Source organism: Halanaerobium salsuginis (genome assembly GCF_900114545.1).
GTDB lineage: Bacteria > Bacillota > Halanaerobiia > Halanaerobiales > Halanaerobiaceae > Halanaerobium > Halanaerobium salsuginis.
In genome coordinates, this window is record NZ_FOTI01000039.1 from 1 (window position 1) to 24802 (window position 24802).

Annotated in this window: 24 protein-coding genes, 1 pseudogene and 1 riboswitch; of the genes and pseudogenes, 10 read left to right on the forward strand and 15 right to left on the reverse strand. The window is 31.1% G+C overall.

Annotated features, from left to right (window positions below):
* On the forward strand, positions 1-275 hold a 275-nt coding region (locus BMZ74_RS11105), incomplete at its 5' end, for a transposase (protein WP_143070132.1).
* Positions 276-351: 76 nt separating this feature from the next.
* Here the strand turns inward: BMZ74_RS11105 and BMZ74_RS11110 are convergent.
* The 15 genes and pseudogenes from BMZ74_RS11110 to rnpA form a co-directional block, all read right to left on the reverse strand.
* A pseudogene (locus tag BMZ74_RS11110) lies at positions 352-834 on the reverse strand (aminomethyl-transferring glycine dehydrogenase subunit GcvPB); the annotation flags it as partial.
* The gene (gene gcvPA / locus BMZ74_RS11115; protein ID WP_089862302.1) at positions 835-2175 is read right to left on the reverse strand and encodes an aminomethyl-transferring glycine dehydrogenase subunit GcvPA; all 1341 of its coding nucleotides are present in this window, start codon (positions 2173-2175) and stop codon (positions 835-837) included. It abuts the pseudogene before it with no gap.
* Positions 2176-2178: 3 nt separating this feature from the next.
* Positions 2179-2562: a glycine cleavage system protein GcvH gene (gene gcvH / locus BMZ74_RS11120; RefSeq protein ID WP_089862303.1), complete on the reverse strand. Its 384-nt coding sequence runs from the start codon at positions 2560-2562 to the stop codon at positions 2179-2181.
* Between the two features lie 48 nt (positions 2563-2610).
* Complete coding sequence (gcvT, locus tag BMZ74_RS11125) at positions 2611-3684, reverse strand: glycine cleavage system aminomethyltransferase GcvT (protein ID WP_089862304.1); 1074 nt, start codon at positions 3682-3684, stop codon at positions 2611-2613.
* Between the two features lie 84 nt (positions 3685-3768).
* Positions 3769-3859: riboswitch (glycine riboswitch) on the reverse strand.
* Positions 3860-3914: 55 nt separating this feature from the next.
* Positions 3915-4601, reverse strand: coding sequence for a DUF554 domain-containing protein (locus BMZ74_RS11130; RefSeq protein ID WP_089862305.1), 687 nt, complete (start codon positions 4599-4601; stop codon positions 3915-3917).
* A 52-nt stretch (positions 4602-4653) separates the two neighbouring features.
* Positions 4654-5502 carry a ParB/RepB/Spo0J family partition protein gene (locus BMZ74_RS11135; RefSeq protein ID WP_089862306.1) on the reverse strand — a complete coding sequence of 283 codons (849 nt, stop codon included), beginning with the start codon at positions 5500-5502 and terminating at the stop codon, positions 4654-4656.
* Complete coding sequence (locus BMZ74_RS11140) at positions 5495-6256, reverse strand: ParA family protein (RefSeq protein ID WP_089862307.1); 762 nt, start codon at positions 6254-6256, stop codon at positions 5495-5497. The genes BMZ74_RS11135 and BMZ74_RS11140 overlap by 8 nt, the downstream gene beginning before the upstream one ends.
* A gap of 20 nt (positions 6257-6276) precedes the next feature.
* A complete protein-coding gene (gene noc / locus BMZ74_RS11145; protein ID WP_089862308.1) occupies positions 6277-7083 on the reverse strand; it encodes a nucleoid occlusion protein in 807 nt (268 codons plus the stop codon).
* A gap of 100 nt (positions 7084-7183) precedes the next feature.
* Complete coding sequence (gene rsmG / locus BMZ74_RS11150) at positions 7184-7915, reverse strand: 16S rRNA (guanine(527)-N(7))-methyltransferase RsmG (protein WP_089862309.1); 732 nt, start codon at positions 7913-7915, stop codon at positions 7184-7186.
* Entirely contained in the window at positions 7905-9812 is a 1908-nt protein-coding gene (gene mnmG / locus BMZ74_RS11155; protein WP_089862310.1) for a tRNA uridine-5-carboxymethylaminomethyl(34) synthesis enzyme MnmG, read from the reverse strand. Before mnmG ends, rsmG begins: the two co-directional genes overlap by 11 nt.
* Before the next feature lie 26 nt (positions 9813-9838).
* Positions 9839-11233: a tRNA uridine-5-carboxymethylaminomethyl(34) synthesis GTPase MnmE gene (gene mnmE, locus BMZ74_RS11160; protein ID WP_089862311.1), complete on the reverse strand. Its 1395-nt coding sequence runs from the start codon at positions 11231-11233 to the stop codon at positions 9839-9841.
* A 152-nt stretch (positions 11234-11385) separates the two neighbouring features.
* Positions 11386-12021 (reverse strand): RNA-binding cell elongation regulator Jag/EloR, encoded by a 636-nt coding sequence (gene jag, locus BMZ74_RS11165; protein WP_089862312.1) that lies wholly within the window; start codon positions 12019-12021, stop codon positions 11386-11388.
* A 2-nt stretch (positions 12022-12023) separates the two neighbouring features.
* Positions 12024-12674 carry a YidC/Oxa1 family membrane protein insertase gene (locus BMZ74_RS11170; RefSeq protein WP_089862313.1) on the reverse strand — a complete coding sequence of 217 codons (651 nt, stop codon included), beginning with the start codon at positions 12672-12674 and terminating at the stop codon, positions 12024-12026.
* A 14-nt stretch (positions 12675-12688) separates the two neighbouring features.
* Positions 12689-12898 (reverse strand): membrane protein insertion efficiency factor YidD, encoded by a 210-nt coding sequence (gene yidD, locus BMZ74_RS11175; RefSeq protein WP_089862314.1) that lies wholly within the window; start codon positions 12896-12898, stop codon positions 12689-12691.
* Between the two features lie 28 nt (positions 12899-12926).
* Positions 12927-13253 (reverse strand): ribonuclease P protein component, encoded by a 327-nt coding sequence (rnpA, locus tag BMZ74_RS11180; protein WP_089862315.1) that lies wholly within the window; start codon positions 13251-13253, stop codon positions 12927-12929.
* A gap of 549 nt (positions 13254-13802) precedes the next feature.
* Here rnpA and dnaA point away from each other — a divergent pair.
* The 9 genes from dnaA to BMZ74_RS11220 all read left to right on the forward strand — a co-directional run bounded on the left by dnaA (position 13803) and on the right by BMZ74_RS11220 (position 24593).
* Complete coding sequence (dnaA, locus tag BMZ74_RS11185; protein WP_089862316.1) at positions 13803-15206, forward strand: chromosomal replication initiator protein DnaA; 1404 nt, start codon at positions 13803-13805, stop codon at positions 15204-15206.
* 282 nt (positions 15207-15488) lie between these two features.
* Positions 15489-16598: a DNA polymerase III subunit beta gene (dnaN, locus tag BMZ74_RS11190; protein WP_089862317.1), complete on the forward strand. Its 1110-nt coding sequence runs from the start codon at positions 15489-15491 to the stop codon at positions 16596-16598.
* A gap of 51 nt (positions 16599-16649) precedes the next feature.
* Positions 16650-16868, forward strand: a complete 219-nt coding sequence (locus BMZ74_RS11195; RefSeq protein WP_089862318.1) for an RNA-binding S4 domain-containing protein — start codon at positions 16650-16652, stop codon at positions 16866-16868.
* 3 nt (positions 16869-16871) lie between these two features.
* On the forward strand, positions 16872-17996 hold the full coding sequence (gene recF / locus BMZ74_RS11200; protein WP_089862319.1) for a DNA replication/repair protein RecF: 1125 nt from the start codon (positions 16872-16874) through the stop codon (positions 17994-17996).
* Between the two features lie 4 nt (positions 17997-18000).
* Positions 18001-18261 (forward strand): extracellular matrix regulator RemB, encoded by a 261-nt coding sequence (gene remB, locus BMZ74_RS11205; RefSeq protein WP_089862320.1) that lies wholly within the window; start codon positions 18001-18003, stop codon positions 18259-18261.
* Complete coding sequence (gyrB, locus tag BMZ74_RS11210) at positions 18261-20183, forward strand: DNA topoisomerase (ATP-hydrolyzing) subunit B (protein WP_089862321.1); 1923 nt, start codon at positions 18261-18263, stop codon at positions 20181-20183. Before remB ends, gyrB begins: the two co-directional genes overlap by 1 nt.
* Before the next feature lie 32 nt (positions 20184-20215).
* Complete coding sequence (gyrA, locus tag BMZ74_RS11215) at positions 20216-22732, forward strand: DNA gyrase subunit A (RefSeq protein WP_089862322.1); 2517 nt, start codon at positions 20216-20218, stop codon at positions 22730-22732.
* A gap of 354 nt (positions 22733-23086) precedes the next feature.
* Positions 23087-23209, forward strand: coding sequence for a hypothetical protein (locus BMZ74_RS14780; protein ID WP_281244101.1), 123 nt, complete (start codon positions 23087-23089; stop codon positions 23207-23209).
* Positions 23210-23372: 163 nt separating this feature from the next.
* Positions 23373-24593 (forward strand): cation:proton antiporter, encoded by a 1221-nt coding sequence (locus BMZ74_RS11220; protein WP_089862323.1) that lies wholly within the window; start codon positions 23373-23375, stop codon positions 24591-24593.
* Positions 24594-24802 lie beyond the last annotated feature (209 nt).

Consider the following 24802-nt stretch of genomic DNA (forward strand, 5'->3'; position numbering starts at 1 on the left):
ATTTACTACAGATTCCTGATGTTAAAGAGTCTATTCAAGCTTTAAATAACTGGTATGAAAATGTTAGTCAGTCTAAATTAAATCTTTTCTATAGAGCTAAAGGAACAGTAAAACGCTGGGAACAACACATTATTAACTATTTTAAAACTAGAATAACCAACGGATTTGCTGAAGGATTAAACAACAAAATCAAATTAATCAAAAGAATTGGCTACGGTGTTCCCAAAGTTGAAAACTTAAAACGCCGAGTATTTTTATCATTGCTAAGTATTTAAGAGTAATTCAAAAAAACAAAGAGATAACATGATTCAAACGGTGCTATTTAGATTTCACAACATTTGTCAAAGAACCAACTTTCTTTCGCTTTTTATCATTTTGATCAGCAAAATAATCTTTAATGATCATTAAGGAAGTGAATTCTCCATGTGCTCCAGAAGCAGGCTGTAAAGTTATCTCATCCATACCACTAATTTCTATTAAATCTTCTTTTAAATTATATAAAAGCGCCAGACTTCCCTGAAGATCGGTCTCTGATTGATAAGGATGAATTTCACTTAGACCAGGTAGGCTAGCTACTGTTTCATTTCTTTTTGGATTATATTTCATAGTACATGAACCAAGTGGATAAATACCAGAGTCAATCCCATAATTCATTCCACTTAAAGCTGTGTAATGTCTAATTACATCAACTTCACTTACTTCCGGTAAGTTAAGTTCACTGCGATAATATGCTCCCAGCTCTTGCTTTAAATCAATTTTTGTTACCTCAAGCGGAGGCAATGAATAGCCTTTTCTACCTGGACAGCTATAATCTTTAATTAATTTTTCCTCCACTTAAAACACCTCCAGTTCTTCAATAAAGTTATCCAATTCTGCTTTAGTTATCTTTTCAGTTACACATACTAAAAATTCATCTGCCGAAGTTACCTTTTGGAGGTGATACCCAATTAAAATATTTTTATTTCTTAATCTGTTTTTTAAAGTAAGCGGATCTTTTTTAACTTTCAAAACAAATTCATGTATAAAATTATCTTTATTCAACACTTGATAATCAGTAAGCTCTTCAATTTTATCTGCCAAATAATGAGCTTTTTGATAACACTGACTGGCAACTTCTTGTAAACCAGCTTTACCCATCGTCGCTAAATAAATAGTTGCCATTAAAGCATTTAAAGCTTCATTTGTACAAATATTTGAAGTAGCTTTTTCACGTCTAATATGCTGTTCTCTTGTCTGTAAAGTTAAAACAAAGCCAGCTTTATCATTGCTATCTGTAGTTTTACCAACAATTCTACCAGGAAGCTGTCGTAATAATTTTCGATCATCACGGCAGGCCATAAAACCAAGATATGGTCCTCCATAATTAATGCCATTTCCTAAACTCTGCGCTTCCCCAACTACTATATCTGCTCCAAAATCAGCTGGTGCTTTTAATATCCCTAAAAGAAGAGGATTAGCAATTACAACAAGTAAAGTTTTTTTATTTTTTTTAACTAAATTTGATATTTGCTTAAAGTCTTCAATTGAGCCAAAAAAATTAGGATACTGAAGCACTATAGCTGCCGTTTTTTGATTCAAATTTTCTATAATACTTTCTGGATTAATCAAATGATTTTCAGCTTTTAATTCTATAAAATCAAGTTCCTTCCCCCGACCATAAGTTTTTATAACTTCTCGATAAGCAGGGTTGATTGTAGATGGCAAAATAATTTGCGAACGGCGCGATACCCGTGCTGCCATCAAAACAGCCTCAGCAGCAGCTGAAGCCCCATCTAGCATCGAGGCATTTGAAATTCCTAAGCCAGTTAGCTCACTAATCATACTTTGATATTCGTAGATAGCTTCTAAAGTTCCCTGACTTAACTCAGCTTGATATGGTGTATAAGCTGTATAAAACTCAGCCCGATCAGTTAAAGCGGTAATGACTCCAGGAACATAATGGTTATATGCTCCTGCACCAAGAAAAGAGGTTAATTTAGTTAAATCAACGTTTTGAGCAGCTAATTTTTGAGCCTGACGAATTAATTCTAATTCTGAAATTCCTTCTTTTATAGCAAGATCTTTTTCTAAGACAATCTCAGCCGGAATCATCTTAAATAAGTCTTCTACTGCTTTAACACCAATTTTTTTTAACATTTGTTGTTTTTCAGAATCAGTATTTGATATATAATCCACAGCTTATTCCTCCTCTATAAATTCAGCATACTCCTCAGCTGATAAGAGATCATCAAGCTCAGAATCATCGGCAGGATCAAGTTTAATTAACCATCCTTTATTATAAGGATCTTCATTAATTAATTCTGGATTGTCTTCTAACTCTTCATTAATAGCAATTACCTGACCTGACACAGGTATAAAAGTATCCGAGACAGCTTTAACTGATTCTAGAACTCCAAAACTATCATCCTTATCAAATTCTTCTCCTACCTCTGGTAATTCAACAAAAACAATATCTCCTAGTTCTGCCTGAGCAAAATCTGTAACTCCAATTATTAAACAATCTTCTGTTTCTTTTACCCACTCATGATCTTCTGAATAATATAAATCTTCTTTGATACTCATTATAACTATACCCCCTTTTAATTTTACAAACCTAAATTCTTCTATATTTTAAACAAAAGGACCTTTAACCACTTTAGCCTTTAACTTACGGTTTCTTACCTTGATTTCAATTTCAGCCCCAATTTTTGTATATTCATTATCTAAATAAGCCATTCCAATTCCCTGTTTTAGAATAGGCGAATAACTACCACTTGTTACCTGACCAATTTTTTGATTTTTGATATAAACTTTATCACCTGATCGAGCAATACCTCTACCTATTATTTTAAAAGCAGTTAACTTTTGCTGAAAACCATTTTTTTTAATCTCGATTAGCGCCTGTTTACCAATAAAATCGTCCTTTTCTAAATCCACTGTCCAGGCTAAATTTGCTGTAAAAGGATTGGTTTGTTCATCAATATCATTTCCATACAATGCATATAACTTTTCTAATCTAAGTGTATCACGTGCACCAAGACCACATGGTTTTAAATCATACTCTTCTCCAGCAGCCATTATCTCCTGCCAGATAGTTCTGGCAGCAGCTGGTTCAAAATAAAGTTCATAACCCAGTTCACCAGTATAGCCTGTCCGTGAAATAATCACTTTATTTTTAAGTATTTTTTCATTAATAAAGCTATAATAAGCTAGTGTTTCTAAATCTGCTGTAATTAATTTAGTCAGAATACTTCTGGAAGCAGGGCCCTGTAAAGCAAGCATTGCATATTGATCTGACATATTTTCAACTATCGTATCTGCTAACAAATGATTTTCAACCCAACTAAAATCTTTTTCTATATTTGAAGCATTAACAACTAATAGATATTTTTCTAAACTCAAACGATAAACTAATAAATCATCAATTATACCTCCATCTGGCTGACAAATAGGAGTATAAAGAATTTGGCCATCATTTAACTTATCAAGGTTATTTGTTATAATCTTTTGCACTGACTTTCCAGCATTTTTTCCTTTAATTAATATTTCTCCCATATGAGAAACATCAAATAACCCACAGTTTTTTCTAACTGATTTATGTTCAGTAATAATACCCTCATACTCAACTGGCATTTCCCAACCACCAAAATCAGTCATTTTTGCTCCAAGATCTTTATGAAGCTGATTAAGAACGGTTTTTTTCATTAAAATCACCTCTTGCTAAAATAGAAAAGACAGGTAGATGGATTAATCCACCCCCTGTCCAGTTAAGTTAAATGTTCAGAGTTACGTCCAGCTGAATTCTTTTTGCCTGAGAGTTTCAAGCAGATAACTTTTGCTCCTTCGGCGCCCTTAAACAGATCTCTCATCCAGCTTTCATCCGCTCATATTTACTTCAATTATAAACTATTTTTTTAATTATTGCAAAACAACTTTTAAAAAACTAAAGCAGCTAAAAAAACAGCTACTAATAATGCTGGTAAAAGATTGCCTGCTTTTATTCGAGCGACTCCCAACATATTTAATCCTATTGCAATAATTAAAAGTCCTCCACTAGCAGTCATAATTCTAATCATATCCTGAGTTAAATAACTTTCAATTTTAGCAGCTGTCAGGCTAATTCCTCCTTGATAAATAAAAATAGGAATAACTGAAAAAGCTACTCCTATCCCTGTGCTTGCAGCAAAAGCAATTGAAGTTATTCCATCAAGTAAAGACTTAGTAAAAAGAATGCTGGGATCACCATTTAAACCATCCTGAATTGCCCCCATAATTGCCATTGCACCAACACAGTAGATCAAACTAGCCTGGACAAAACCCTGGACAAAAAGATCATCTTTAGCTTTAAATTTTTGTTTTAATTGCTCACCAAATTTATTTAAGTTACTTTCAATCGATAAAAGTTCTCCTATAACAGCTCCAATAACCAGACTAAAAATAACTAATAAAACATCCGGAGATTTTTCAATACTTAATGCCATCTGCATACCAATTAAAATAACAGCCAGGCTAATCCCCTGAATAACAGTTTCCTGAATTTTTTCTGGAAATTTACCTCTAAATAAAATACCAACTGTACTTCCTGCTAATACAGCCAGCACATTGACAAATGTTCCAATCATCTTTAATCACCTATCTACTCTCTTCTCTTAAGTTTTGTTTCACATGAAACATCTATTTGAAATTATCTATTAGCTGCTCCAACTTTTCTAAACTATCAATTTCAATTGTTAATAAGTTGTTTTTTTGGCGCTGTTTAATACTTACTTTCATGCCAATATTTTGACTTAATTTTTCTGCTGCTTGCTGCCAATTGGCAGATAGTGCTTTTGCTTGCTTATTTTTATTAGTGGTTGGCAATGGGTTTTTTAATTTATCAACATACTTCTCAGTTTCTCGAACAGTTAAATCCTGGATAATTATATTTTCACAAGCTGCTATCTGAGCTTCTGCAGCTGACAAAGACAGTAAAGCCCGGGCATGGCCAATAGTAATTGTTCCCTTTTCAAGATGATTCTTCACCTTATCTGCTAAATTTAATAATCGTACCATATTAGCAATGTTAGATCTACTTTTACCAACTTTATCAGCTAATTCAGATTGAGTTAGCGAGAAATTTTCCAGCATCTGCTGATAGGCCTTAGCCTCTTCAATTGGATTTAAATCTTCCCTCTGTAAATTTTCAATTAAAGCTATTTCCATCATTTCCTGATCATTAAAATCTCTAATTACAGCGGGGATTTTATTCATTTCTAATTTCTTGCAAGCTCGCCAACGCCTTTCACCAGCTACTATTTGATATCTTTCTGCTTTAACTTTACGCAGAGTTATCGGCTGGATTACACCTTTTTCTTTAATTGAAGCTGCTAATTCTGATAGTGCATCTTCCTCAAAGCTAAGCCGGGGTTGAAATGGATTGGCTTCTATTTGATCAACAAAAATTTCTTCTACCAAATTTTGATCTTCATTTTTTTCATTATTAATTAAAGCATTTAATCCTTTGCCCAATCTTTTTTTAGCCATTAGTTATCACTTCCTCTGCTAGATTTCTGTAGGCTTCGGCCCCTTTAGAAGTAGAACTATAATCAAAAATAGCTTTACCAAAACTGGGAGCCTCACTCAACCTAACATTACGGGGAATTATAGTTTTAAAAACAAGTTCAGAAAAATATTCTTCAACTTCTGCTATCACCTGTTCAGAAAGATTCGTTCGAGCATCATACATTGTCATTAAAACTCCTTCAATTCGCAAATCAGAATTGAGGTTTTTCCTGACCAAATCAATAGTATTCATTAATTGACCAAGGCCTTCTAGCGCATAATATTCGCATTGAATTGGTACCATTACACTATCTGCAGCTGTTAAAGCATTTAAAGTAAGTAGGCCAAGTGAAGGAGGACAATCAATAATTATATAATCATAATTGCCTTTTATTTGTTCTAAACTCCTTTTTAACCTGCTTTCTCGAGAAATAATTGAAACTAATTCTATTTCTGCACCAGCAAGTTCTATATTAGCTGGAATTATATCAAGTTTATCAACTCCAGTTTTAAGAATAGCTTGTTCTGCTGATTCAGAGTTAATTAATAAATCATAGACTGTATATTCAGCTTCTGCTTTCTCTATTCCCAATCCACTACTGGCGTTTCCCTGGGGATCAATATCAATTAACAATACCTGATTATTTTTTTCTGCTAAGCCTGCTCCTAAATTAACTGCAGTAGTGCTTTTCCCAACCCCACCTTTCTGGTTGACAATGGCTATTTTTTTACCCATTCTTTCACCTCTTTAAGAGTTTATTTAGACAATTTAATATAATATTCTATGTAATTATCTTTATCATTACGATCAAGTTCAACTTCAACCCCGGAATCTTTAATTTCTGCTATTCTTTTCTCTAATGAATTAGCATATAATCTCAGATCTGCTGAAATATGTCTGATTTTCTTTTTTTTATTCTCTTTAAGTGGATTAATTAATTTATCAATTAGTTGCTCACTCTGTCTGACAGTTAAGTCTTTTTCAGCTATTTCTGTAATTACTTCAAGCTGCTCTGCAGCTGAATTAATTTTTAATAAGGCTCTCCCATGTCTTTCACTGAGGTTGTTTTTAGTTAATTTTTCTCGCACTGGAAGTTCCAGTTTAAGCAATCTTAATTTATTAGCTATTGTTGATTGGCTCTTAGATAATCTCAAAGCTAACTGCTTTTGAGTTAAATCAAACTGATCAAGTAATTTTTGATAAGCTACAGCCTCTTCAATAAAATTTAAATCTTTTCTCTGCAAATTTTCAATTAATGCAATCTCTGCCATCTCTTGATCATTAAAGTTTTTTATAACTGCCGGAATAGTTTTCTTGCCAATTTTTTTAGCAGCCCGCAGTCTTCTTTCTCCAGCAACTAGTTCATAATTTTCTGCTGCTGGGCGGATAGTTATTGCCTGTAAAAGTCCGAAGTTTTCAATAGAAGCGGCCAGTTCATTAATTTCTTCTTCTTTAAACTCTTGCCGTGGTTGAAAAGGATTAACCGCTATTTTAGCAATTTCAACTTCTATTATTTCCTCTTTAATTGACTCATTATCTTTATTAAAAAAAGGAATTTTCATCTGCTACTACCTCCATCAACTTCTTAAAATATATTTCTTGATCATTATACTAAATCCCTGCCTAATTAATTAATTTAACTAAATATTTCCCGGGAAATATTTAAAGAGGTCTTTTTTTAGGCATTCCAGCTCGGCGAGGATATTTAGCAGGTGTCAATTTTACTTTTTCAACTGTAATAAGATATCTTTCAGCTTCTAAACCTGGCACAGCTAATTTTTTAGCATTTTTAAAAACTGCTCCCAGAGTTTTAAGGGCAGATTTTGCTTCTTCTAACTCAGTTTCATATTCTGGACCTTTATAAAAATAAGCAGTTCCACCAATTTTTAAGAAAGGCACAGCATATTCACTTAATACATTCAGTGACGCTACTGCTCTTGAGGTAATATGATCAAATTGGGCTCTCCATTCTTCCTTTTTAGCTAAATCTTCTGCTCTATCATGAATAGCTTTAACATCCTGCAGTTTTAGTTTGTAAATTAATTTATTTAAGAAATTAATTTTTTTAGCAACAGAATCTAATAAAACAAACTGTGACTCTGGTAAAAATAATTTCAGAACTAGACCAGGAAAACCAGCTCCTGTTCCGATATCGAGCCATTTTTGACCAGAGTCAACAACTAAATAATTAAGTATTACCAGTGAATCAAGAAAATGTTTTTTAATTACTTGATCTGCTTCAGTGATTGAACTAAGATTATATTTTTGATTTTCTTCTTTAAAAAATATATAGTATTCCCATAATTGCTCTAATTTACAACTATCTACTTTAAGCTGCAGCTGTTTTAGATAAGAACTTAGTTCTGCTTTAAATTGCTCAGCTTTAATTGCCACTTGTATTTCCTCCTTGATTCCTCCGATATTGTTCGAGATAAATCATTAATGCTGAAATATCAGCTGGCGAAACACCTGAAATGCGAGAAGCTTGTCCAATTGAAAGTGGACGTATTTTAGCCAATTTTTCTCGCGCTTCTAATCTTAAATTTTCTAATTTGTCATAATCAATTTCAACTGGAATCTTTTTTTCTTCCATTTTTCTGAACTGATCGACTTGAGCCTGCTGACGATCTATATATCCCTTATATTTAACTTGAATTTCTATTTGTTCAATAACATCTGCTGTAGCTTCAGGTAAACCATCTGTAAAAAACTTTAAATCAGCATAAGATATCTCGGGCCTGCGTAATAGTTTTTCTAAACTGACAGGTTTACTCAAATTACCACTACTTAAATCAGTAAGTTTTTCTCTAACTTCTGCAGTAGGATTAACCTTATTTTCAGGATCTCTTAAATAACTTATAATATTTTTGATTGCTGTTAATTTATTTTTATACTTTTGATATCTTTCTTCAGAAACTAGACCAATTTCTTTACCTAAAGGAGTTAATCTTTGATCAGCATTATCTTGCCTTAATAAAAGCCTATATTCTGCTCTAGAGGTCATCACACGATAAGGCTCCGGAGTGCCCTTGGTAACAAGATCGTCAATTAAAACACCAATATAAGCTTGAGAGCGCTTAAGAATTACTGCTTCTCTATCCTGTAAACTCAAAGCTGCATTTATTCCAGCAATTAGACCCTGTCCTGCCGCTTCTTCATAGCCAGAACTACCATTAATCTGACCGGCTGTATAAAGACCTTTTATTTTTTTTAGTTCAAGATCAAGTTTCAATTCTTCTGGGTCAACACAATCATATTCAATTGCATAACCAGGTCTCATAATTTCTACATTTTCAAGTCCAGGAATTGTACGGGCCATTTCAATTTGAACATCATGTGGAAGACTGGTAGATAAACCAGAAATATAATATTCATCTGTATTTAATCCTTCTGGTTCAATGAAAAGTTGATGTCTATTTTTATCAGGAAATCTAACCACTTTATCTTCAATAGATGGGCAATAACGTGGTCCTACTCCTTCGATAACTCCGCTAAAAAGAGGAGTTCTCATTTTATTATCTCTAATTATAGAATGTGTTTCTTCAGTTGTATAAGTTAAATAGCACATTACTTGCTCTTCTGATAAAGGTTCAGAGTCAAAAGAAAAGCTCAATCCAGTTTCCCCAGGTTGAGGTTCCATTTTTGAAAAATCTAGTGATCTCTTACTAACTCTTGGTGGAGTTCCTGTTTTAAAACGACGCAAATTTATACCCAATTTTTTTAAACTACCTGATAATTTATTTGCTGGATATTGTTGATTGGGACCTGCATTAAATTCTGCTTCTCCAATAATAATTCTACCTTTCAAAAAAGTTCCTGTAGTTAAAATAACTTTTTTTCCAGCAAAAAATATTCCTGTTTTAGTTATAACTCCTCTTACTTGACCATTTTCGACTACTATTTCTTCTGCTATTTCTTGCTTTAAATCAAGCTTATCCTGCTGTTCTAAAACCTGTTTCATTCTTCTATGATAAGCAGCCTTATCTGACTGACCACGTAAGCCATGAACAGCTGGACCTTTACTTGTATTAAGCATTCTAATTTGAATCATTGTTTTGTCCATGTTACGTGCCATTTCACCACCAAGAGCATCAATTTCTCTCACAATATGTGATTTACCGGGACCACCCAATGATGGATTACAGGGCATAAAAGCAACATGATCAAGGTTTACAGTTAAAGTTAATGTTTCAAGACCCATTCTAGCTGGTGCTAATGATGCTTCACAACCAGCATGACCAGCGCCAATTACTATCACATCATATTCCTTTGGATATTTATGAAAATCCATTCTATCTCTCCTCTTTAAATTTAAGTTTATTTACCCAGACAAAATTCTGAAAAAATTCTATCCAAAATATCATCTGCAACTGTTTCACCGGTAATCTTACCAAGGGAATTAAGACAATCTTTTAAATCAATTGTTAAAAAATCATAAGGCATACCTGTTTCATGTGAAACAATAACTTTCTCAATTGCACTTAAAGCTGATTTTAAAGCATCCTTATGCCTGGTTTTAGTAATTATTGTTTCAGAATCAAGATCAATTTTTTCAGCTAAAATTTCACTTAAAATACTATCTTTTAATTCTATTAGTCCTTCTTCTTTTAATAATGAAATCCAGAGTAAAGGATGATCCCTAAACTCTGTCAATATTTCCTGGCGAGTATTTTTAAATTCTAAATCAGTTTTATTAGCAATTACTATCACTGGTTTATCTTTTATTAATTGATAAATTTCTCTATCTTCTGTTGTAATACCCTGATTAAGATCAACCATAAATAAAATCAAATCAGCTTTTTCTGCCAAATTTCTAGTTCTTTCAACTCCGATTTTTTCTACTTCATCAGCTGTTTCTCTAATTCCAGCTGTATCTATTATTTTAAGTGGTATACCTTTTAAATTAACATATTCTTCAATAACATCACGAGTTGTTCCTGGAATATCAGTAACTATAGCTCTCTTTTCTTCTAGAAAATAATTTAACAAGCTTGACTTACCAACATTAGGCTTACCTACAATAACTGTTTTTAATCCTTCTTTATAAATTTTACCCTGCTGAGAACTACTAATCAGTTTTTCTAGCTCTAGCTTTATTTGTAAAAATTTATCTCCTAATTCAGCTGCAGAAAAACCAGCTATTTCATCTTCAGGATAATCAATAGCAGCTTCCAAATGAGCAAGTAACTCAACAGCATTTTCTTTTATCTGATCAATTTTAGTTGATAATTTACCGTTTAATTGGTTTAAAGCTAAATCAAGACTTTTTTCAGTTTTAGAATTTATAATATCAATAATTGCTTCTGCCTGGGCCAAATCAAGTCTTCCATTTAAAAAGGCTCGCTGCGAAAATTCACCGGGTTCTGCTATTCTTCCGCCATTAGCAAGAACTATATCGAGAACCGCTCTTAAAGGAGTCATCCCTCCATGACAATCTATTTCAAGAACATCTTCACCAGTAAAAGAATGCGGCTTTCTCATCATTATAGCAATTACTTCATCAACTTCTTTAGCTGTTTCAGGATCATAAATATATCCATAATGAGCTGTATATGTTTTTTGCTCAGAAATCTTTTTATTTTTATTAATTGATTTAAAAATCTTATCTCCGATTTGAAAAGCACCTGGTCCACTAATTCTAATTTTACCTGTTCCACCAGTACCAAAGGGAGTAGTTATTGCAGCAATTGTATCTTCTTTTAAAATATCCATTTTAACACCTCCTAAAACATAACCCAGCAGAGAAATTCCTGCTGGGTTAATGACTAGATCCATTTTAACTTTAAACTATAGCTTCTATTAAATTCACCAATATCTTTAATAAATATCTACCTATTATTTAAGATATCGCAATAAAATATAAATTAATTATTTAATGGTTCTATCATAACTTTACGGTAGGGTTCTTTCCCTTCGCTGTATGACTTAACATTTTTATTTTCTTTAAGTTTTATATGGATAATTCTTCTTTCATGAGGCGGCATTGGCTCTAAAACAACTTTTCTTTGTTTAGATTCAGCCTTAGTAGCTAATCTTTCTGCTAGTCTCTCCAAAGTCTCTTTTCTTCTTTCTCTATAACCTTCAGCATCAAGTAGAACCCTAAAATAATCTTCTAATTCTTTATTAATAAAAATCGAAGTCAAATATTGAAGAGCGTCAAGTGTTTCTCCTCTATGTCCAATAACTAAGCCCAGTTCTTTTTCACCTTTTAAATTGAAAACAACCTGTTCTTCATTAGTTTCACTTTCCATAACTTCAACCTGAACATTAATATTTGCTTTATCTAATAAAGTCTGCAAAAATTCCTTACCTTCTTTAACTGGGTTAAAAATCTCAGTAACTTTAATTACAGCATCTTTAGTTCCAATCAAACCTAAAAGACCTTTACTACCTTCTTCAATTACTTCAATTTCCACTTCATCTCTATCCAGTTCAAGCTCTAAAAGAGCTTTTTCAACAGCCTTTTCAACAGTTTTAGCTTCTACTTTTATGCTCTTCATTTCTATTTTTCATCCCCCTTAATTCTACTAGGTTCCTTGGCCAGAATATACTGTTGGCCTACAGTAAATAGGGTTGAAGTAAACCAATACAACAATACTCCAGCAGGTAATGAAAAACCTATAAAAACAATAAATAATGGCATAAGATACATCATTTTATTTGCTTTTTGATCCCCACCAGAAATTTTCTGAGTTATATGTGTCTGTCCCAACATTACGAGTGCATTTAAAATTACCAGTGCAATATCAGGTTGAGCAAGTGATCCATTAGTTAAAGTTCCTATCCATAAAAAAGCTTCATTTGCCATTTTATCTCCCAGAGCAAAAATTGTTCTATAAAGAGGAATTAAAATAGCCATTTGAATAATCATTGGTAAACAACCTGCTGCTGGATTTACTCCATGTTGCTGATAAAGTTTCATCATTTCTTCCTGCTGTTTTTCTTTATTATCAGCATATTCCTCCTGAATTTTTTTCATCTGAGGCTGTATTTCCTGCATTTCCCTCATCGATCGAGTCTGTTTAGCTGTTAAGGGATAAAGTATTAATTTGATAATAATTGTGAAAATAATAATCGCCAGGCCATAATTACCAACAATATTATAAATAAAATCTAAAGAAACTGCCATACCATTAATTAACCAATCAAACATTTAATAAATTCCTCCTATTCTACCGGATCATATCCCCCTGGGTGAAAAGGATGACAGCGTAAAATACGCTTTAAACCTAAAAAGGATCCTCTTATTGCCCCATACTTTTCTACAGCCTGTCTGGTATATTCAGAACAAGTTGGTAGATACCTACAGCTGTTAGGAGTCCAGGGAGAAATAATTTTTTGATAGATTTTAATAAAAAACAAAATACTTTTTTTCAATTTTTCACCTTCTCAATATCAGGCCAATTTAAACAAGTCTCGCTTTTTGATAAAGTTTCATTACCTCTTTTTTTAACCTCTGATAATCAAGATTTACAACCGGTTTACGAGCAATGAAAATTACATCCTGGGCTTGAAAAAGCTCTTTTTTTTCAAATTCTCTAATAATTTCTCTTAATCTACGTTTTAGTTTATTTCTGGTCACTGCATTACCAATTCTTTTACTTACAGAAAAACCATAACGATTATAAGAATTTTTTGCTTTTAAAACATAGATAACAAGATTTCGCGTTGCATATGAATTTCCATTTTCATATACCCGCCTAAATTCCTTATTCTTTTTTAAACTTTCCACTCAAAGACCTCCCGCTAAAACAATCCACAACCATAGCAGTTTAATTATTCATACATTTAAAATTATATGTTATTTAGTCTATAGAGTCAAGAAGTTTAAATTTATCCACAAAAAATAATCTCAACCGCTAATGTTGATAATTTGTTGATAATCTGTTATTATTAATATGGTTAAATATAAGTCAAATTATACTTTTCGTTTACATAACAGTTAAGGTTTTATTAACAACATGTGCATAAATTACAATAATAACTCGCTTAGCCTAATAAATCTCAGCAACTTATCCACAATATTCATCTTTTTTATCCACAAACTGTTGATAACAGCATTTAAATGTGGATATCTTTTCTTTTTTTATTAACAATTAAATTTGCTTTTTTAGTTTTAAAAAGTTAAATTTCTTGTTTTAACAGTGAATTTATTCTCTAATCACTTGTGGATAATTGCTATAGTTTTCCACAATTTTGTGGATAACCAGTCATTTATCCCCTTAATCTGGGGATAACTTTAACTTTAGCCTAATTTTTTTAGAAATACAGGAGGTATTTTATGTCTTTTTCGCAAAAAGAATTAGATCACATCTGGGAAAAAACTCTAGAAAATATTAAAGAAAAAATTACTAACCCGAGTTTTAATACCTGGTTTTCAGAAACAAAAGCAGTTTTAACTACTCCAGAAAATCAACTTATTTTACAAGTCCCTAATAATTTTATTCAAGAATGGATAGAAACTCAATATACTGATCTAATTGAAGAAATTTTAACTAATTTAACTGGAAATCACTGGGATCTTATTTTATTAACTCCTCAAGAAGTTAAAAAATTTAAAGAACAGGGTAGTAATAAAGTAACAAAAACTGAGCCTGATGATATAAATAATGAAGTTGAATCTAAGGTAGATGATAATGAAGTTCAAGAATTTAAAAATGGTTTTAATCCTAAATATACTTTTGATACTTTCGTTGTAGGTAATAGTAATCGATTTGCTCATGCTGCTTCTCTTGCAGTTGCAGAAGCGCCAGCTAAGGCATATAATCCACTTTTTATTTATGGAGATGTTGGTTTAGGTAAAACTCACTTAATGCAGGCAATCGCTCATTTTATCTTAAAAAATAATCCTGATTACAAAGTAGTTTATGTTTCATCTGAAACTTTTACAAATGAATTAATTAATTCTATTAAAGATGATTCTACAGTAGATTTTAGAGATAAATATCGTAATATCGATATTTTATTAGTTGATGATATTCAATTTTTAGCTGGTAAAGAAAGAACTCAAGAAGAATTTTTTCACACTTTTAATACTTTACATGAATCAAATCGTCAATTAATAATTTCAAGTGATCGTCCCCCTAAAGAAATTCCTACCTTAGAAGAAAGATTACGTTCTCGCTTCGAATGGGGCTTAATTACAGATATTCAAAAGCCAGATCTGGAAACTAGAATAGCTATTTTAAGAAAAAAAGCTGATGTAGAAAACTTAGTAATTCCTAATGAGGTAGTTATCTATATTGCCAATAAAATTCAATCAAATATTAGAGAATTAGAAGGAGCTTTAATCAAGGTAATTGCTTATTCATCACTTGTTGATCGAGAAATTGATATTGATTTAGCTCGAGAAGCTCTTAAAGATTTAGTTAATAAAAAGAAAGCAGAACAAATAGAAGTTAATATTGAGAGAATAAAAAAAATTATAACTGATAATTATAATTTAAAAATGGAAGATATGGAATCTAAAAAAAGAACCCAAAATATTGCTTTTCCACGTCAAATCGCTATGTATTTAAGTAGAGAATTAACTGATTTTTCACTTCCTCATATAGGAGAAGAATTTGGGGGAAGAGATCATACAACAGTGATTCATGCTCACAATAAAATTAAAGAAAAAATAGAAAATGAAAGTGATTTTAATAATAAAATAGAACGTTTAATTGACACTATTAAACATGGTTAATTTACTTATTTTAAGTATTTTATTTTTATTAACAAAAACTGGGGAAAGTTATTAAACTAATTGTTGATAAAATGTTAATAACTTTTAATTGTTAGTATGTGGATAACTCTTAGTGGTTTGGCTAACAACTTATCTACAAGCTAAATAGTATCCTGCCACTGCTATTAAGGCTTATCCACATATTAACAGCCCCTACTACTATTACTACTAGTTTTATTTATAAATAAACTATAATTATAAAGCGTATTATTTGTGAATAACTTTATCTATGGAGGGATTACTTTGCAATTTTCAATTAATCAAAAAGATTTATATCAAGCTTTAAATATTGTTCGCAGAGCTGTCGCTAAAAATCAAACTTTAGCTATTTTAACCGGTATTTATTTAAAGGTAAATAACAATACACTTATTTTAAAATCAACTGATTTAGAACTTGGCATAGAATATAAAATAGAAATTGAGGCTACAGAAGATGGTGCAATTGTATTGCCTGCTAATCAATTTTTAAATATTATTAGAGAATTACCATCTGAAAAAATAAAAATGTCTTTAAATGTGGATAAATGGCAATTAGAAATTAGATGTGGTAACTCTTTATTTAAAATTAATGGTTATGATCCGGATGAGTTTCCGAGTTTACCAACTGTTGAAGCAAGTGCTAAGTTTAATTTACCAGCTGTTAAATTTAAAGAAATGATTGAAAAAGTAAGAATTTCTACTTCTAAAGATGAAACTCAACCTGCTTTGACAGGAGCATTATTTGAAGTTAATCCTGATGAAGTTAGAATGGTTTCAACAAATACTTATCGCCTTTCTTATATAAATGCAGCTCTTAAAACAGCAGTTTCTGAAAAAGTAGAAGTTATTTTACCCGGTAGTACTTTACAGGAATTAAGTAATTTATTGGATGATGAAGGTAGTGTAGAAATTGAGGTTGATAATAATTATGCATCTTTCAATTTTGCTGGTATAGAAGTTATTTCTAGATTAATTGAAGGAAAATTTCCTAATTATGAATTAGTTATTCCTGATGAATTTAATTCAAATTTTACTGCTGATTTAAGTAATTTACATAGTGCAGTAAAAAGAGTATCTTTAATTGCTAGATTAGATGCTAATATTATTTCTATTAATGCTAAACCAGATTTAATGGAAATAAATTCTACTGAAGGTAGTTCAGGTTATGCCCATGAAGAAGTTGAAATTGAATTAACTGGTCCTGAACAAAAAATTAATATAGATGCTGGTTATTTTATTGATGTTTTGAAGGTGCTAAAATCAGATGATATAAATATAGAAATGATAGGACCTTTAAATCCGCTTGTTGTTAAATCAGAAGATGATATGGGTAAATTTATCTATTTAATTATGCCAGTAAGGTCACAGTCATAAATTGTGGATAAACAACTCTACCCTACACTTTAGCAAAGGAGGTATTTGAAGATGGAAAGTATAGTAATAGATAGTGAAACAATTAATCTCGATCAATTTTTAAAATGGGCTAATCTTGTAATGAGTGGTGGGGAAGCAAAACACTTAATAAAAGCAGGAGAAGTAGAGGTTAATGGAGAAATAGAATTAAAGAGGGGTAAAACTTTGTATCCTGGAGATATTGTCTATTTAAAGAGTATTGATAAAAAATATGAAGTAAGTCAGGGATAATTGATGTTTTTAGAAAGAGTTTTATGTAGAAACTTTCGTAACTTTGACGAAATAATAATTGATTTAAATAAAAATTTAAATATATTTTTAGGACAAAATGGCCAGGGAAAAACTAATTTTTTAGAAGCTATTTATTTAATGGCAACAACAAACTCTCATCGCAGCAGTATTAGTTCTGAATTAATTAAATGGGAAGAAGAAGAATCACTTGTTCAGTTGCTTTTAAAGCGCAGAGAAGGTAAAATGAAGTTAGCTATGCGATTAGATAATAGTGGTCGTAAGATAGAAATTAATGACAACCAACTTAGCAAAGTTAGTGAATTACTTGGTTATTTAAATGCAGTTTTATTTTCTCCAGAAGATTTAAAATTAGTCAAAGAAGGGCCTGCTCATCGGCGTGAATTTATAGATTTAGAAATTTCTCAAGTAAGTAGATATTATGGTCATCTTTTAAATAAATATGATCATATTCTAAAACAGCGTAATAATTTGCTTAAATCAATTAGAGAAAATAGGAATAACACTTCACAGGAAATGTTATCGGTCTGGGATCAACAGCTTGCAACTATTGGTAGCAAAATAATTTTGAAGAGATTAGAGGTAATTGATAAATTAAAAATTTTAGCAAGGTTGTCTCAGCGAAAAATTACGGCTGGTAGAGAAGAACTTGAAATTGAATATGAAATTAGTTTAAATAACTTTTCTAAAAATCTTGGTGAAGCAGAATTAAGAAATTTATTTCTTGATAATTTAGTTTCTAAACGTGATCAAGAAATTAAAAGAGGTTATACAGTTATTGGTCCTCATCGAGATGATTTAATTTTAAAAGTAAATGAAATGGATTTACGAAAATATGGTTCACAAGGTCAGCAAAGAACAGCTGCACTTGCTTTAAAACTAGCTGAGTTAGAATTTATGAAATCAGAAACAGGAGAATATCCTGTTTTATTACTAGATGATGTTTTTTCTGAATTAGATAATTTACGTAGAAAGGCTTTACTAAATGTTATAGCAGATAAAATTCAGACTATAATTACGGCAACTGATGGTGAAAATTTAACAGGGATAAAAAATAATTCCTATAATATATATCAGGTTGAAAAAGGAAAAATAAAGAGGGTGAGTTAGACAGATGTTTTTACATCTTGGTGATGGTTATATGATTCCTTCACACGAAGTAGTATTAATTGGTGATTTAGAAAATACAACTTCTTCAGAAATAACGCGAGAGTTTATGGAGATTTCTGAGGAAGAAGGATTTATTGTTGACTATTCGGGGGGAGATCCCCGTTCTTTTGTGTTGACAGGAGAGACAATTTATCTTTCAATGATCTCATCTAAGACACTTGCAGATCGAGTTGATAAGTTTACAGAAGAAAATGGGGGATATTGATGGATATCAAAGATAGAAGAAAATATGAAGCAGAAGATATTCAGGTTTTAGAAGGATTGGAAGCTGTTCGAAAAAGACCTGGAATGTACATAGGTTCTACAAACATTGAAGGCTTACATCATTTAGTTTATGAGGTAGTTGATAATAGTATTGATGAGGCTATGGCTGGATATTGTACTGATATTACTGTAGAAATAAAACCAGGTAATGTAATAAAAGTTAAAGATAATGGTAGAGGAATACCAGTTGAAATTCATCCTAAAGTTGATAAACCGGCTGTAGAAGTTGTTATGACAACTCTGCATGCTGGTGGTAAATTTGGTGGTGAAGGTTATAAAGTATCAGGTGGTTTACATGGTGTTGGAGTTTCAGTTGTTAATGCTCTAACAGAATGGATGGAAGTGGAAATTGCCTGGAAAGATGGTAAAGTTTATAAGCAAAAGTACGAAAGAGGGATACCTCAGCATACTCTCCAGGTAATCGGAAGTTGTGATGGAGATTGTACAGGAACTACTATTGAATTTAAACCTGATCCAGTTATTTTTGAAAAGATAAATTTTGAATTTAAAGTTTTAGCACAGCGGCTGAAAGAGCTTGCCTTTTTAAATAAAGGTATCAATATTAAAATAATTGATAGTAGGGAAGATGAACTAAAGACTGAAAAATTTCATTATGAAGGTGGTTTAATTTCTTTTGTAGAATATTTAGCTCAGAGTAAGAAACCACTTCATCAAGATCCAATTTATATTGAGGCTGAAGGCGAAGAAGGATCACTTGAAGTTGCAATCCAATATCATCAAGGTTATAATACATCTATTTATACTTTTGCTAATAATATTAATACCAAAGAAGGTGGTACTCATTTAAGTGGTTTTAAATCAGCTACCACGAGAACTTTTAATGACTATGCGCGTTCTAAAGGTATTTTAAAAGATAATGATGATAATTTAAGCGGAGAAGATATCAGAGAAGGTATGATAGCAATTATTAGTGTTAAATTAGCTGAACCTCAATTTGAAGGACAGACGAAAACAAAACTTGGTAATAGTGAAATGAGAGGTTTTGTTGATTCTGCTATATCTTCATTTTTAAAAACATTTTTAGAGGAAAATCCTAAAATAGCTAAGATGATTGTAGATAAAGCTTTAAATGCTTCCAGAGCTAGAAAGGCAGCTAGAAAAGCTAGAGATTTAACCAGGAGAAAAAGCGCTTTAACTTCAACTGCATTACCTGGAAAACTTGCTGATTGTGCTCGCCGTAAAGCAGATGATACTGAAGTATATATAGTTGAGGGAGATTCAGCTGGTGGATCAGCTAAGCAGGGTCGTAACCGTGAATTTCAAGCTATACTACCTTTAAAAGGTAAAATTCTTAATGTAGAAAAATCAAGGATAAATAAAATTTTAAATAATGATGAAATTAGAGCTTTAATTACTGCAGTTGGTACTGGTGTTGGTGATGAATTTGATTTAAATAATAGACGTTATGATAGAATTATTATTATGACTGATGCTGATGTTGATGGAGCTCATATTAGGACTTTACTTTTAACTTTTTTCTATCGTTATATGAGACCATTATTAGAAAATGGTAATATTTATATAGCACAGCCACCTTTATATAAGGTTAAAAAGGGCAGAAGAGAAGATTATGTCTATAATGATAAAGCACTTCAGGAATTGTTGGAGGAAATAGGTAGAGATAGAATTTCTATGCAGAGATACAAAGGTCTTGGTGAAATGAATCCTACCCAATTATGGGATACTACTATGAATCCTGATAATAGAATTTTACTTCAAGTTAGTATTGAAGATGCGATAATTGCAGATGAAACATTTTCAATTTTAATGGGAGATAAAGTTGCACCTAGACGTGATTTTATTCAAAAACATGCCCGAGAAGTTAAAAATCTTGATATTTAATGTCATTAAAAGTTAAAGGTTGGTGAAATAATTTGGATCAGAAAGCAGCACGTGTAAGAAAAGTTGATATAGATAAAGAAATGAGGGGTTCTTATCTAGATTATGCAATGAGTGTAATAGTTGGTAGAGCTCTTCCTGATGTAAGAGATGGTTTAAAACCTGTTCATAGGAGAATTTTATATGCTTTAAATGATCTGGGGATAACTCCAAACAAATCACATAAAAAATCTGCTCGTATTGTTGGGGAAGTACTTGGTAAATATCATCCCCATGGTGATTCAGCAGTTTATGAAACAATGGTAAGAATGGCTCAAGATTTTTCTTATCGTTATCCTTTGATTGATGGACATGGTAATTTTGGTTCTATAGATGGTGATTCAGCAGCAGCTATGAGGTATACAGAAGCTAGAATGTCACCTATAACAATGGATTTATTGACTGATATTAATAAAAATACAGTTGATTTTGTTCCTAACTTTGATGAATCTTTAAAAGAACCAGAAGTTTTACCAGCCCGCTTTCCTAATTTATTGGTTAATGGTAGTTCTGGTATTGCAGTTGGAATGTCTACTAGCATTCCTCCTCATAATTTAGGTGAGGTTATTGATGGTGTTGTGAATTTAATTAATAATCCAGATATTAGTGTAACTGAATTAATGAAGACTATTAAAGGACCAGATTTTCCTACTGGCGGAATGATTATGGGCAGAGGAAGTATTTATAAAGCCTATAAAAATGGACGAGGAAAATTAACAGTTAGAGCTAGAACAAGAATTGAAGATTTATCAGTCAGTAGAAAGCAGATTATAGTTGATGAACTTCCTTATCAGGTTAATAAAGCTCGATTAATTAAGAAAATAGCTGAATTAGTTAAAAATGAAAAACTTGAGGGTATTTCTGATATTCGTGATGAGTCCGATCGAGATGGTATGAGAATTGTAATTGAACTTAAAAGAGAATCTACTCCTCAAATTGTTTTAAATCAGCTTTATAAGCATAGTCAGCTTCAAGTTACTTTTAGTGTGATTATGATTGCTCTGGTAGATAATGAACCGAAAGTTTTATCTTTAAAAAGAATTTTAGAACATTATTTAGAACATCAAAAAGAAGTTATTACCAGGAGAACTCAATATGATCTTGATAAAGCTTTAGATAGAGCTCATATTCTAGAAGGATATAAAATTGCTCTAGCTAATATAGATGAAATTGTAGAAATGATAAAAAATGCTGATGATGTAGAGTCAGCCAGAATAAATCTAATGGAAGATTATAAGCTATCAGAAGTTCAGGCAGATGCTATTTTAAGAATGAGATTGCAGAGTTTAACCGGTTTAGAAAGAGATAAGATAGAATCTGAATATAATAATTTACAGGAAAAAATAACTTATTATCGTTCTATTTTAGCTAGCGAAGAAAAGTTACTTAAGATTGTAAAATCAGAAATATTGGCTTTAAAAGAAAAATATAATGATGAAAGAAGAACTTCAATTAGAGATAGAGCTACTGATTTAGTAGTTGAGGATTTAATTGAAGAAGAACAAATAGTTATAACTATGACTAATCAGGGATATATAAAGAGAATGCCGCTTGATCTTTATCGTAGTCAGCGCAGAGGTGGTAAAGGAGTAATTGGAATAAGCACTAAAGAAGAAGATTTTGTAGAAAATATTTTTACTACAACTACTCATTACAAATTCTTATTCTTTACAAATCAGGGGAGAGTTTATCGCTTAAAAGGCTTTGAAATACCTGAGACTGGTCGCCAGGCTAGAGGAACAGCAATTATTAATTTACTTGAACTACAGAATAATGAAAAGGTTACAGCTGTTATTCCAGTTAAAGATTTTCCAGAAGATGCTTATTTAATTATGGCAACTAGAAATGGTTTGATTAAGAAAACTTCTTTAGAAGAATATGATACTAATTATACTGGTTTAATAGGAATTAATCTAAGAGAAAACGATGAATTAATTGGGGTAAGAATTATAGAAAAATCAGAGAATATAATTATGATTACACATCAGGCAAAATCTATTTGTTTTAATGAAGCTGATGTTAGAGCTGTAGGAAGAAATTCTTATGGAGTTAAAGGAATAACTTTGGCTGAAGATGATTATGTAATTGATATGGGTGTTGATTCAGTAGGTGAAGAGCTACTAGTAATAACTGAGAATGGCTATGGTAAAAGAACCCCTCTGTCGGAATATAGAGTTCAAAATAGAGGTGGTAAAGGTATAATAACAGCCAAGACTACCGAAAAGAATGGACTGCTTGCAGCAGCTAAAATAGTAGACTCTGATTTAGAAATGATGATTATAACTATGGCAGGTATTATTATTAGAGTTGCTGTAAATGAGATATCTACTACTGGAAGGAACACAATGGGTGTTAAGATAATTAATGTTGATGGTGAGGATAAAGTTGTTTCTTTAGCTAGAATAAATGATGAATTATTAGAAGAAGATGAAAAAAATGATCAGCAAAAAGAAAATGAAGAAGGAAATTTAGTTTCAGATAATGATTCTAAGATAGAAGATGATGTAGAATAAAAATTTATTTAATAAAAATATAAAAATAAACTAGACCTCATTGTTTAAACAATGAGGTCTTTCTGGTTAAAATTAAAGTTGAGTAAAAAAATATAGATTAAATTTATTAATTGTTAATTGCTTTACATCATATATTTTTTGATTAGATATAATGTATTCAACAACAAAATAAAACAGTAAATTTTATTAGCCATCTATTATAATAATATAAGTTAATGAGAGGTGGAAAAAATGTTTAAAAAGTTTAAGGAATTTATTTTTGCAGCCGCTGAAAGGGAAATGCAGGCAAGAGGATATAGAGATGAAGAAGATAAAAACCTATAATAATTCAAATTAATATAAGGGGTGATAATAATGAATAAATTAGAGAGATTTGTTAATAACTTGGCTAAAGTAGAGGCGTTAGGTTTTAATTTAATGATGAATAAAGATAATCAAAATAATAAAAGTGATGATTATATTGATATTTTTGGTTAAAAGTAAATATATTTTAAATTGTGATAGTTATTAATTCCTTTCCTTAAAAAATTTAAGGAAGGGATTTTTTTTTGCTTTGCTTTTTAAATTAATTGTGTTATAATTTCAGATGTCGTTTTAAGTTTTTGGATTAAAAAGGATATTAAATTAAGGGGTGAGTAAGTTGGATGTTCAAATTGTTCATGAAATATTTTTTATGGTTTCACTAATATTTTTCTCAGGTATGGTTGGCGGTGCTATAGCCCAAAAATTTGCTTTGCCTGATGTTGTAGTTTATCTAATAGTTGGTATAATTTTAGGTCCTTATGGATTAAATTTTTTAAATATGGCTGATGAATCTTTAACTGTTAAATTAATATTGACAACTGGAACAGCCTTTATACTTTATCTTGGTGGTAGAGAAGTAAATCTAAAGATAATAAAAAAAGTTTGGCTAACAATATTTATGCTTTCTACAATTGGAGTGATAGTTACTGCTTTTGTTGTTGGAATTTCAGCTCATTTATTATTAGGTATTCCTTTTTCTATTGCTCTTTTGTTAGGAGCGATAATATCTCCTACAGATCCAGCAACTTTAGTTCCTATATTTAAACAATACAAGATCAGAAAAAAGGTAGCTCAAACAGTTGCTAGTGAATCTGCTTTTAATGATGCGGTAGGATCGGTATTGTTTTTTACTTTTTTAACTGTAATAACATCAGGTCATTTAAGTGTAAGTCACAGTCTGCTTGTCTTTTTAAAAGATACAGGCTTTGGAATAGCAATAGGAATTTTATTTGGAGTATTTGGAAGTATCTTAATTTCCCAAAGTAATTATGGCTTTTTAAAAAACTTCTCTTCAATTATGTCAATTTTTGTAGCAATAACTTCATATCTTGTAGCTGAATTAGTTGGCGGAAGTGGATTTATGGCCAGCTTTGTAGCTGGAATAGTTTGTGGAAATAAAATTTATATGGGAATGAAGTGTAATTTAATAAATCGTAAAGTTCAAGAGGATGTTAATGAAACTGTAGGTTTAATTTTAAGAATGATGATTTTTATAGTTCTGGGTACAATGATTGATTTTAAAATAATTTTTGATCATTTCTGGATTAATTTATTAATTATACTTATTTTTATGTTTATAGCTCGTCCCTTAACTATTTTTATTTCTGCCTTACCTGATCGAAAAGCGGACTGGGAATCAAAAGAACTATTATTTATGTGTTGGGTTAGAGAAACAGGAGTAATGCCAGCAGCTTTAACTGGAATGTTAATGGGAATGGATATACCTTATTTAAGTCATATAACTGGAATAGCTTTTATGACAATTATAATAACATTAGTTTTACAGGCAAATACAACCAATATTGTTGCAGAAAAATTAGGTTTAATAGATAATTAATTTAGATTATATATTATGATAGTTATTAAAACCATAATTTAAACTTCTAATGATTTTAAGATTATTTTAATTATAATGGAGTTTTAATTATGGTTTTAACTTTTAGAGCATTTTAAATTCAGTAGATCAACTATATAAGTAAAATATAAACTTAAATTGCAATATTAAATGCAACACTCATAGAAAAACCTAGTGTTATAAAGTATATT

Coding starts and splice junctions, on each gene's coding strand:
- gcvH (WP_089862303.1), bottom strand. CDS start 2,562: ATGAGTATCAAAGAAGATTTATATTATTCAGAAGATCATGAGTGGGTA.
- gcvT (WP_089862304.1), bottom strand. CDS start 3,684: ATGAAAAAAACCGTTCTTAATCAGCTTCATAAAGATCTTGGAGCAAAA.
- BMZ74_RS11130 (WP_089862305.1), bottom strand. CDS start 4,601: ATGATTGGAACATTTGTCAATGTGCTGGCTGTATTAGCAGGAAGTACA.
- BMZ74_RS11135 (WP_089862306.1), bottom strand. CDS start 5,502: ATGGCTAAAAAAAGATTGGGCAAAGGATTAAATGCTTTAATTAATAAT.
- BMZ74_RS11140 (WP_089862307.1), bottom strand. CDS start 6,256: ATGGGTAAAAAAATAGCCATTGTCAACCAGAAAGGTGGGGTTGGGAAA.
- noc (WP_089862308.1), bottom strand. CDS start 7,083: ATGAAAATTCCTTTTTTTAATAAAGATAATGAGTCAATTAAAGAGGAA.
- mnmG (WP_089862310.1), bottom strand. CDS start 9,812: ATGGATTTTCATAAATATCCAAAGGAATATGATGTGATAGTAATTGGC.
- mnmE (WP_089862311.1), bottom strand. CDS start 11,233: ATGGATATTTTAAAAGAAGATACAATTGCTGCAATAACTACTCCCTTT.
- jag (WP_089862312.1), bottom strand. CDS start 12,021: ATGAAGAGCATAAAAGTAGAAGCTAAAACTGTTGAAAAGGCTGTTGAA.
- BMZ74_RS11170 (WP_089862313.1), bottom strand. CDS start 12,674: ATGTTTGATTGGTTAATTAATGGTATGGCAGTTTCTTTAGATTTTATT.
- dnaA (WP_089862316.1), top strand. CDS start 13,803: ATGTCTTTTTCGCAAAAAGAATTAGATCACATCTGGGAAAAAACTCTA.
- BMZ74_RS11195 (WP_089862318.1), top strand. CDS start 16,650: ATGGAAAGTATAGTAATAGATAGTGAAACAATTAATCTCGATCAATTT.
- recF (WP_089862319.1), top strand. CDS start 16,872: ATGTTTTTAGAAAGAGTTTTATGTAGAAACTTTCGTAACTTTGACGAA.
- remB (WP_089862320.1), top strand. CDS start 18,001: ATGTTTTTACATCTTGGTGATGGTTATATGATTCCTTCACACGAAGTA.
- gyrB (WP_089862321.1), top strand. CDS start 18,261: ATGGATATCAAAGATAGAAGAAAATATGAAGCAGAAGATATTCAGGTT.
- BMZ74_RS14780 (WP_281244101.1), top strand. CDS start 23,087: ATGAATAAATTAGAGAGATTTGTTAATAACTTGGCTAAAGTAGAGGCG.